Source organism: Pedobacter sp. AJM, from assembly GCF_002197755.1.
Classification (GTDB): domain Bacteria; phylum Bacteroidota; class Bacteroidia; order Sphingobacteriales; family Sphingobacteriaceae; genus Pedobacter.
In genome coordinates, this window is the sequence record NZ_NHOT01000003.1 from 1,185,951 (window position 1) to 1,196,242 (window position 10,292).

Annotated in this window: 8 protein-coding genes; 6 read left to right on the forward strand and 2 right to left on the reverse strand. The window is 38.6% G+C overall.

Annotated elements, in window-relative coordinates; translation table 11 throughout:
• Positions 1 to 13: 13 nt before the first annotated feature.
• Positions 14 to 2,386 carry a phosphocholine-specific phospholipase C gene (locus CBW18_RS10860; protein WP_088301291.1) on the forward strand — a complete coding sequence of 791 codons (2,373 nt, stop codon included), beginning with the start codon at positions 14 to 16 and terminating at the stop codon, positions 2,384 to 2,386.
• Between the two features lie 253 nt (positions 2,387 to 2,639).
• Here the strand turns inward: CBW18_RS10860 and CBW18_RS10865 are convergent, their stop codons facing one another.
• Entirely contained in the window at positions 2,640 to 3,209 is a 570-nt protein-coding gene (locus tag CBW18_RS10865; RefSeq protein ID WP_088301377.1) for a DUF2911 domain-containing protein, read from the reverse strand.
• Between the two features lie 46 nt (positions 3,210 to 3,255).
• Positions 3,256 to 3,441: a hypothetical protein gene (locus tag CBW18_RS10870; RefSeq protein WP_088301292.1), complete on the reverse strand. Its 186-nt coding sequence runs from the start codon at positions 3,439 to 3,441 to the stop codon at positions 3,256 to 3,258.
• Positions 3,442 to 3,745: 304 nt separating this feature from the next.
• On the opposite strand from CBW18_RS10870, the gene CBW18_RS10875 reads away from it, so the two are divergent.
• From CBW18_RS10875 to CBW18_RS21665, 5 genes are all read left to right on the forward strand, one after another.
• Entirely contained in the window at positions 3,746 to 4,372 is a 627-nt protein-coding gene (locus CBW18_RS10875; RefSeq protein WP_088301293.1) for a TetR/AcrR family transcriptional regulator, read from the forward strand.
• Positions 4,369 to 5,688: a TolC family protein gene (locus CBW18_RS10880; protein ID WP_088301294.1), complete on the forward strand. Its 1,320-nt coding sequence runs from the start codon at positions 4,369 to 4,371 to the stop codon at positions 5,686 to 5,688. Before CBW18_RS10875 ends, CBW18_RS10880 begins: the two co-directional genes overlap by 4 nt.
• 8 nt (positions 5,689 to 5,696) lie before the next feature.
• Positions 5,697 to 6,734, forward strand: a complete 1,038-nt coding sequence (locus CBW18_RS10885) for an HlyD family secretion protein (protein ID WP_088301295.1) — start codon at positions 5,697 to 5,699, stop codon at positions 6,732 to 6,734.
• Between the two features lie 7 nt (positions 6,735 to 6,741).
• Positions 6,742 to 8,289 (forward strand): DHA2 family efflux MFS transporter permease subunit, encoded by a 1,548-nt coding sequence (locus CBW18_RS10890; RefSeq protein WP_088301296.1) that lies wholly within the window; start codon positions 6,742 to 6,744, stop codon positions 8,287 to 8,289.
• 429 nt (positions 8,290 to 8,718) lie between these two features.
• On the forward strand, positions 8,719 to 10,292 hold a 1,574-nt coding region (locus tag CBW18_RS21665), incomplete at its 3' end, for a phosphoenolpyruvate carboxylase (protein ID WP_253249007.1).

The window sequence follows — 10,292 nt, forward strand, 5'->3', positions numbered from 1 at the left end:
GTGAACTCAATTTATGGATTCGAGGAGAGAATTTTTAAAAAAAGCAGCACTGTTAGCCGGCGCAACAGGTGCTGCTAATACCTTACCTGCCGCCGTTTTGAAGGCAATGGCTATTAATGCTGAACCTGGTACTACTTTTCAGGATGCGGAGCACATCGTATTCCTGATGCAGGAAAACCGTTCTTTCGACCATATGTTTGGCAAAATGAAAGGTGTTCGGGGCTTCAATGATCCACATCCGCATATTCAGCCAGATGGTAACAAAGTTTGGCTGCAAAAAGATGGGCAGGGTTATACTTATGCGCCTTTTCATGTTGATATAAACAAGACCAAAATTACCTGGCAGGGCGGATTGCCACATTCCTGGAACGACCAGGTTGCTGCCAGAAATGGAGGAAGATATGATAAATGGGTGCCCGTAAAATCGGCCATGTCATTAGCTTATTATGATCGGAATGATATTCCTTTCTATTATGCCTTGGCAGATGCCTTTACTGTTTGTGACCAGCATTTCTGCTCGTCATTAACCGGAACCACACCAAACAGGCTTTTCTTTTTCACCGGAACTGTGCGTGGCGAGAACAGCGCGAATGACATTGCGGTAGTTAATAATGACCAGGCAGAATCTCAAAACAATGTTTTCGTAGACTGGCCTACTTTTCAGGAAACTTTAGAAGATAATGGAATCGATTGGCGCATTTACCAGAATGAACTGTGGACATCAAAGTTGCCTGAAGGCGAAATTGATGATTGGCTGGGAAATTATGGCGATAATCCGGTTGAATATGTTTCCCGGCATCAGGTTAAACTTTCAGCATATTTCAGAAAGAATGGTGATCATACTGTTAAACCGGCTTTAAGTGCAAAAGAAGTTCAGGAAAAGTATGATCGGTTATCCCAACGGGAAAAAAATCTGATCAATAAGGCTTTTCAAACCAACATCAGTCAGAAAGATTATTTGGATCTCGCGCCTTTTACCTTTACTAATGATGAAGGGAAATCAGAAACCATCAATATCCCAAAAGGTGATATTTTCTATCAGTTCAGGCAGGATGTAGATCAGGGGAAACTACCAACTGTTTCCTGGTTGGTGGCGCCACAGCGATTTTCTGATCATACCAGTTCCCCACTTTACGGTACCTGGTATGTAAGCGAAGCTTTAAATATTCTGACGAAGAACCCTGATGTATGGAAGAAAACCATCTTCGTCTTAACTTATGATGAAAATGATGGTTATTTTGATCATCAGCCACCTTTTATAGTGCCAAATCCAAATGATAAATCTTCAGGAAAAGTATCAGCAGGAATCGATTATGCTACAGATTTTGAACGGAGAAAGGGAAGTCCGATTGGTTTAGGCTACCGTGTACCTATGGTCATTGCATCGCCCTGGAGCAAAGGTGGTTTTGTAAATTCACAGGTATTTGATCATACATCTTCATTGATGTTTATGGAGAAATGGCTGAGCAAGAAAACAGGGAAGAAAATTAAGAGCAATAATATCAGTGACTGGAGAAGAACGATCTGTGGCGACCTGACATCAGTGTTCAGGCCTTATAACGGAGAAGACATAAAGTCGCCTTTACCTTTAAACAGGCAAACTGTTGTAACCAATATTGAAAACGCGAAAAACAAGCCTGCACAGGCTGGTCCGACGGCGTTAAATAGGGTTGAGGTTGATAAAATTAATAAGTTTGAAGCTTTCTCGCATCAAACATCTGTGCATGCCCCAAAACAGGAAAATGGGACCAAACCTGCCTGCGCATTACCTTATCACTTAATGGTTGATGCTTCTGTTATAAATAATGAAATACAGCTGCGTTTTCAATCTGCCAAAACACTGTTTGGAAGCGTAACCGAAACTGCCGGAGCACCTTTTATTATGAACACCATTGCCAAATTTAAAGGTGTGGTAGGGAAAACATGGGCTTATGCTGTAAAATCTGGTGATATTCTTACTGAAAAGATCAGCCTGGATGATTTCGATCAGGGTATTTACGACTTCAGTATTGCCGGACCAAATGGTTTTTTCAGGCATTTCACAGGAAGTAAAAATAATCCGCAAATTGTTATACAGGCAAAGCCGGAACAAAGTGGTTTGGTGAATAAAAAACTTACCGGCAATTTGATTTTTTCAATTGAAAACAAAGGTGCATCTCTGGTTAATATTCAAATTACAGATCAGAAATATGGTTCAACAGCCCGAAACCTGCAAATCAAACCACACTCTTTTGTTACTGTCAATTTAGGTTTATCAAAATCCCAAAACTGGTATGATTTCAGCATTATCCAAACGGGGAATAGAATATTTAAACATTGTTATGCGGGGAAAATAGAAACAGGGGATGTAACAACTACTGATCCTTTTATGGGGAATGTGGTATAGAGAAATCGCAATTGCGGGAAGGTTATTTCAGCCGGCAAAGCTATCTCTGTAGCATTGCTTATTGCGTGAAAGATTGCTTCATGCCAAAATTTCACTACTTGGCTTTAGTTCGTCAGGAGGATCGGTGATTAATAGCACTTATTAAATAATCACTATCCGACTATCGGCACTTTCATCCGAAAGGGAAATCTTTGGGGAAGAGTTGTGAAAAATTGCTTTTTTGTTTCTCCTGACAGTGCAGTTGCCTGCTAAATTAAAAAATTATAGGCAGTTCAACCTGCGTTTTATCCCAGGCTGCAAACAATGCAGCACCTTGCGGAAGTGGGTTAAACGTTAAGGAGAAATATTCGATTGGCTTGTTTAAGGTTTTAACCGGAACATCAACACGAACGATATCCATAGATTGATTATAGGTGAAAGCACCCCATTTATCAGTTTGTTTATTGATGATGATGGTCCATTTATCCTTATTTGGGATGGCAAATAAACTATAAGTACCAGCCTTAATTTTTTTACCACCAACAGTTACTTTCTTAAAGAAATGAATTTCTGTACTTTCATTCGCACCGAAACGCCAAACTTTACCGTACTGTTCCAGCACGCCAAAAATATCCCGGCCTTTTTTCTGAGGACGCGAATAAATGATTTTAATAACCGGCTTTACGTTTTCAGCATCCTTTGCCTTTGGACTATTCAGAGGAAAATAAAGAATATCTGCAGGACTGGGATCCGCAATCGGAAACTTTATTTCTGCGGGTAAACTTTCCTGGGCTTTTACACTAAAGCACAACAAAGCGAAGGCGATAACAAAAATATTTCTCATCTGCTTTGAGTTCATTTTAATTCAAAAGGAAAGCAAAAGTTACCACTTAGTATTTTCTGCCTTTAACAATGGCATTCAAAAATAAGCCGGCAGTTAATAAACCCAGTACGCCACCCAGCAAAGCGAAAATATAATTTTGAGTGATAATTGCCCCGGTTAAAATCCCGAAGAATAATCCTAATGCATAATATAACCAGTTGAAATTATTGCTGCTGTTTTCTTGTAAGTTCATTTTTTAATTATTTGGTGGCAAAGTTAATATTTATTTTAAATTATAATTTGTGATCGGTACTCAATTTATTGCTAAATGTTAATAATGTAAAGCTTTTTAAAGCCCTTTAGTTTTTAATGATTGCAAAATTCGACAATGCGAATACAGATCAGTAGGGTTAAGCATTATTTTGATGCTCTGTTTTATGTAAACATGCTGTCCTTTTTTATCCTTTTTGTCACAATTATCAGGCTAATGTAAAAGAACATTGAAAACATTTGGATATTAATCAAACGATTGATTAATTTTGTGCCATCAAAAAGAGATGAAGACAGAAAAAGTAGATAAAAAACAAGCCATTTTGGATGCAGCTGAAAAGTTGTTTTGCGAAACAGGTTATGAAGGTACTTCTACCCGGCAGATTTCGAAAGAATCAGGGGCCAATATGGCAATGATTAATTATTATTTTGGTTCAAAAGAAGGGGTTTTTATTGAGATTATGAACAACAGAATCGCTGGGTTTGCTTCTCAATTAAAAATCATTAATGAAGATAAAATTTCATCCCTCGAAAAATTGCACAAAGTAATTGAAGGTTATGCCAACAGGATATTTTCAAATATCGCCTTTCATAAAATGATGCATAGAGAGTTATCACTTACGCAAAGGCCGGAGATGTATGACAAAATTAAGAATGCCATGAGCCAAAACATGTTGCTTCTTGACAGGATAATTATTGATGGAATTGAAGACGGGAGTTTTAACAATGTTGATGTAAGGATGGTCATTTCAACCATTATGGGTACGCTAACAAATGTGGTTATTGCGCCGCACAAAATTGTTCAGGGCACTACAATCGATTTAAGTACGCCCAAAGACAACAAACTAATTAAGGAGCGAGCCATCGCTTATTTACAAAACCTAGTAACTGTTTATTTAACAACAAAAAAATGATACCCAAATCCATTAAATTATTGCTTGTGGCATCATTAGTTCCTGCAGCTTTATTTGCACAAAGTACAAAGGAATTAAACATCAATCAGGCAATTGAACTTGGCATAGCCAATAGTAAAAACTTAAAATTATCACAAAATAAAATAGATCAGGCGGTAGCAAAGCTTGAAGTAGTTAAAGATAATGCGCTGCCATCGGCAAATGCAAACTTCATTTACAACCATGCTGAAATTCCGACAAGCACATTTACCTTACCTGGCGGCGGCTCTTCCTTGCAATTGCCAAAAAGAGCTGATGCTTTTGTAGGCACGGCAGCAGTGCAGGAATTGGTATATGGCGGAGGCAAGCTAAAATACGCAAAAGAGTCAACGAAATTATTGGCTGACGTGGCCCGGCTGGATGCTGATAAGAACAAAGAAGAAATTACCTATGCGGTGATTAACACTTATTATGCTTTGTACAAGGTGGCACAAAGTAAAAAAGTGGTTGATCAGAATCTGGAATCGATTGCTGCACAGATTAAACAAGCGCAACGTTTTTTTGAACAGGGTATCGTCACTAAAAATGATGTGTTGCGTTTCCAGTTGCAACAGGCTAATGTAACCCTTAACCAAATGGATATTGAGAGCAACCGTAAAATCATTAACTATAATCTGGATATTCTGCTCGGTTTACCGGATGATACAGAGGTTAAGATTGCAGATCCGGATGCAAGCCCGAAATCTGTGGGTTCTCTAAATGAATATATAGCCCAGGCCATGACCAACCGCCAGGAGCTGAAACAACTTGATGTACAAAATAAAGTGGCTGATTACAATATCAAAACCATTAAAGCAAATACTTTGCCTACGGTAGCCGTTGGTGCCAATCTATATTATATTAACCCTAGTGGTAGTTTTATTCCGCCTGTAAATCAATATTTAATGCCGGTAACGGTTGGTGCAACTGTTTCATGGAATATTGGAAGTCTCTGGACAAACAGAAATAAAGTAAGTGAGGCTAAAATTGAACAAAGTGCCATCACTGTTCAAAAAGATATTTTAACTGATCAGGTTAAAACGGATATCAACAAAAACTTTCAGACCTATCAGGTAGCGGTAAACAAAATCCAGGTTCTGGAAACTTCCATTGCCCAAGCTACGGAAAATGATAAGTTACTGGCCTCGAAATACAAAAACAACGTAGCATCGGTTACCGATAGAATTGATGCCGAAACACTTTTATATCAGGCAAAGATCAATCTGGAAATCGCTAAAGCTGATGCAGGTTTGGCTTATTACACATTATTAAAATCAACAGGAAAAATAACGCAATAAATACAACAATGACAACTGAAAAGAAAAAAAAGAATATAGTAGTACCCATCATTTTAGGTGTTTTACTAGTAATAGGTATCGTTTTTGGCATCATAGAATGGAATTACTACAGCAAACACGTAGATACAGATGATGCGCAGATTGATGGGGATATCAGTCCTGTTGTAGCGAGGGTAGGTGGTTATGTGAAGGACATTAATTTTGAAGAAAACACACATGTTACCGAAGGACAGGTTTTAGTAAAACTTGATGATAATGATTATAAAGTAAAGTTGGAGCAGGCACAATCTGGTCAAAAAGGTGCGAGTGCAGGCGTTGGGGTTGCACAATCACAAATTGCCGCTACTCAGGCCAATACCAGTACGGCTAAAGCAAATGTAGCAGCAGCAAGAGTGAAGCTTAACCTGGCGAATAAGGATTATGCCCGTTATGCCAACCTGATCAAGGACGGTTCAATTACGCAGCAGGCATTTGATCAGGCAAAAGCATCGAAAGAATCAGCAGAAGCTGCTTTTCAAGCTGCTCAGGATCAGTATAATGCTGCCATTAAGCAAGTAGGTACAACCCAATCTCAACTGGCAGTAAGCAGTAACGTAATAAGCCAGCGCCAGAGCGATATCGATTTTGCCAAACTTCAGTTATCATATACTGATATTAAGGCACCTGCGACAGGTATTGTCTCTAAAAAGAATGTTCAAAAGGGACAACTGGTTCAACCAGGTCAGTCGTTATTTTCTATAGTAAACGATGGTAGTATTTACGTAACAGCGAACTTTAAAGAAACGCAGTTAGAAAAAATTCAGTCAGGTTCTAAAGTAGAAATTGAAGTGGATGCCTATCCTGATGAAAAAATTCAGGGTGAAGTATATAACTTCTCACCGATAACTGGTGCTAAAGGTTCTTTATTACCTCCGGATAATGCTACAGGTAACTTTGTAAAGGTTGTTCAGCGTATTCCTGTCAAAATTAAAATTCATCCATCAAAAGAAATGTTGGCAAAGTTGCGCCCCGGAATGAGCGTTAAGGCCTCAGTTTCTACTAAATAAATTTAAAATGGCCGAAGTAGGTTTAAAAAAATGGATTATTACGTTTACGGTAATCACAGCTTCTTTACTGGAGTTGATTGATACCACTATTGTAAACGTGGCAATCCCTCAAATACAGGGAAACCTGGGCGCTACCCTTGAGGATATCGCCTGGTTATCTACTGGTTATGCCGTTGCGAACGTAATTATCCTGCCCATGTCAGGTTGGTTAGGCAGTCGTTTCGGGCGTAAAAATTATTTCTTAACTTCTATTATCGTTTTTACATTGGTTTCATTTTTATGTGGTAACGCCACATCTTTAAATGAACTGATTTTATTTAGGATCTTACAAGGTGTTGCCGGTGGCGGATTGATTTCTACAGCACAAGCCATTCTGATCGAAACCTGGCCTCGTGAGGATGTAGGTATTGCTACAGCTTTATTTGGTTTAGGTGCCGTTGTTGGCCCTACTGTTGGTCCTACCATTGGCGGTTATATTTTAGAAGTGGCAGATTGGCCATGGATTTTTTATGTAAATATTCCCGTCGGGATACTCGCGGCCTATTGTACCTATACCTTTATTCGAGAGACGCCAAAAGATGGAAAAGGGAAGCCTGTGGATTGGTGGGGTATTGCATTGCTGGCCGTAGCTGTGGGTAGTTTACAAACTGTTTTAGAAAAGGGAGAAAGCGAAGACTGGTTTTCAACACCATATATCACCGCATTAGCTGTGATATCTGTTTTTGGTTTACTGCTTTTTATCTGGAGGGAAACCGCTACTGAGTTTCCGATTGTAAATCTTCGGATTATGAAAAAAAGAAGCTTTTCTATCGGGATGTTTACCTCTTTTATTCTCGGATTCGGACTTTATGGTTCGGTGTTCGTTTTCCCAGTATTTGCACAGAATTTGTTAGGATTTACACCTTTACAAACCGGAAAGCTATTTATTGCGGGAGGTATTTGTACCATAGCCATGATGCCATTTATTGGTATTATGCTTAAAAAGGGAGTTCCGGCACAGTTTATGGCTACCGGAGGAATGTTTTTATTCTTCGTTTTTTGTTGGATGCTGAGTAATTCAACATTGGCTTCCGGAACAGGTGACTTCTTCTGGCCGCTGGTGATTAGAGGTTTTGGTATGGCCTTATTGTTCGTGCCGTTAACTACGCTGGCGATGCAAGATTTATCTGGGGCAGAGATTGGCCAGGGTTCAGGCTTAAATAACATGAGTCGGCAGTTAGGTGGGTCATTTGGAATTGCAGCATTAACCACTTTAATTCACGTTCGTGCGGGGTTCCATAGAAATAACCTGCTGACCAACATCAATGACTATAACCCGGCTTTTATGCAAAAGTTAAATGCGTTAACCAACGGCTTTATGGCTAAAGGAACTTCTTTTATCGATGCAAAATTAATGGCGATGAAAGCAATTGAAGGCAGTGTAATTAAACAAACCATGTTGCTTACCTATAGTGATGCTTATTGGGTTGCAGGACTAATTATGTTATTTTCCATTCCGCTTTTATATCTGCAGAAATTTAAGAAAAATGCCAATATTGTTACAGATGCGCATTAAAGGCCTTAACCTATAAGGTTTGTGGTTAGGCATGGTTTATATACTCCCTCTCCAGAAGAGAGGGAATGATATGGTCATGCTTTTTACCTGTATTGATATAAATGATTCAACGGGTTACAACAGTTGAACAAAGCTATTAATTACGAAAATTCATATACGCTGCCTTAAGCACTCGCTTTTGCGGAAGATTTAGATGGGACTAAATAAAAACAGCCGGTGTATTTTGTACATCGGCTGTTTTAACCCAAAAAATTAACAATCAATGCAATGCCCTTAAACATTGCAAATATTCTTACTTCGCTAGCTAGTAGCCAAATAAGATTTTAAAATTAAAATTTATTCTACAATTATCCAAATTGTAAGCGCTAGAATTTTAATACCTTATGCATTTTTTGTAGTATTACCCTATACAAAACTATTGCTTAAGCTATGCCAAAACTCCGTTTGACTACACAGCGCGAATCTATCTTCAATAATGAAGTCATTTCCAAATTTGAGCTCTTCAACAGTCTTTTTTTAACCCTTCCATTCTATAAAATTAAAGATACCGGTACATTGCTGCCTTTATTTTTTAAAAGTTGCGAGGAAGGAATTTTAAATGGCCAGAAGCCGGCTCAGGTAATTGAAGAGTTTTTTGCAAAATATACACACTATACCGAACGCAAAGATATTATTGATTTATTGTTTCGTTTTATACAATATATTGAGCGTCAGGTGGTACTATTTGATGCGGTAGAAGATGCCTCTTTTACAAAGTTAAATACCACCGATGAGCAAAGCACACTTGCTTTTATCCTGAAGAAAAATGCGGATAACAAGCCCATGCTTTCCAAAATTGAGAAGCTGATTGATGAGTTATCCTTACGTTTGGTTTTAACGGCACACCCTACGCAGTTTTATCCGGGAAATGTATTGGCCATCATTACCGATTTAACCCATGCCATTCGGGAGAACAACATCACCTCAATGAATTCACTGTTACAGCAACTCGGAAAAACGCCATTTTTTAATAAAAAATCGCCTACACCTGTAGAAAAGAAAAATGCGGATAACAAGCCCATGCTTTCCAAAATTGAGAAGCTGATTGATGAGTTATCCTTACGTTTGGTTTTAACGGCACACCCTACGCAGTTTTATCCGGGAAATGTATTGGCCATCATTACCGATTTAACCCATGCCATTCGGGAGAACAACATCACCTCAATGAATTCACTGTTACAGCAACTCGGAAAAACGCCATTTTTTAATAAAAAATCGCCTACACCTGTAGATGAGGCTTTAAATTTAGCCTGGTTTTTGGAAAATACCTTTTACTTTGCTGCGGCGAATATTCAGGCAGAGATTGACCAGAATCTGGATGAATATAACCTCGAAACCAAGAAAATTCTGGAGCTGGGTTTCTGGCCGGGAGGCGATCGTGACGGCAATCCAAATATCCATGTGGATACCACGTTGGAAGTTTCTAAAATGCTGCGTCAGATTCTTTTCCGTTGCTATTATCGTGATTTCAGGGTAATTAAACGGCGTATTACTTTTAGAGGCGTAGAAGAAAATATAGCCAATTTGCATGATGTGCTGTATAAAAATGCTTTTGACCATGCTTGTGAATCACATGATATCTCTGATGAGTTAAAAGAAAACCTGAATAAAATTAAAGATACCGGTACATTGCTGCCTTTATTTTTTAAAAGTTGCGAGGAAGGAATTTTAAATGGCCAGAAGCCGGCTCAGGTAATTGAAGAGTTTTTTGCAAAATATACACACTATACCGAACGCAAAGATATTATTGATTTATTGTTTCGTTTTATACAATATATTGAGCGTCAGGTGGTACTATTTGATGCGGTAGAAGATGCCTCTTTTACAAAGTTAAATACCACCGATGAGCAAAGCACACTTGCTTTTATCCTGAAGAAAAATGCGGATAACAAGCCCATGCTTTCCAAAATTGAGAAGCTGATTGATGAGTTATCCTTACGTTTGGTTTTAACGGCACACCCTAC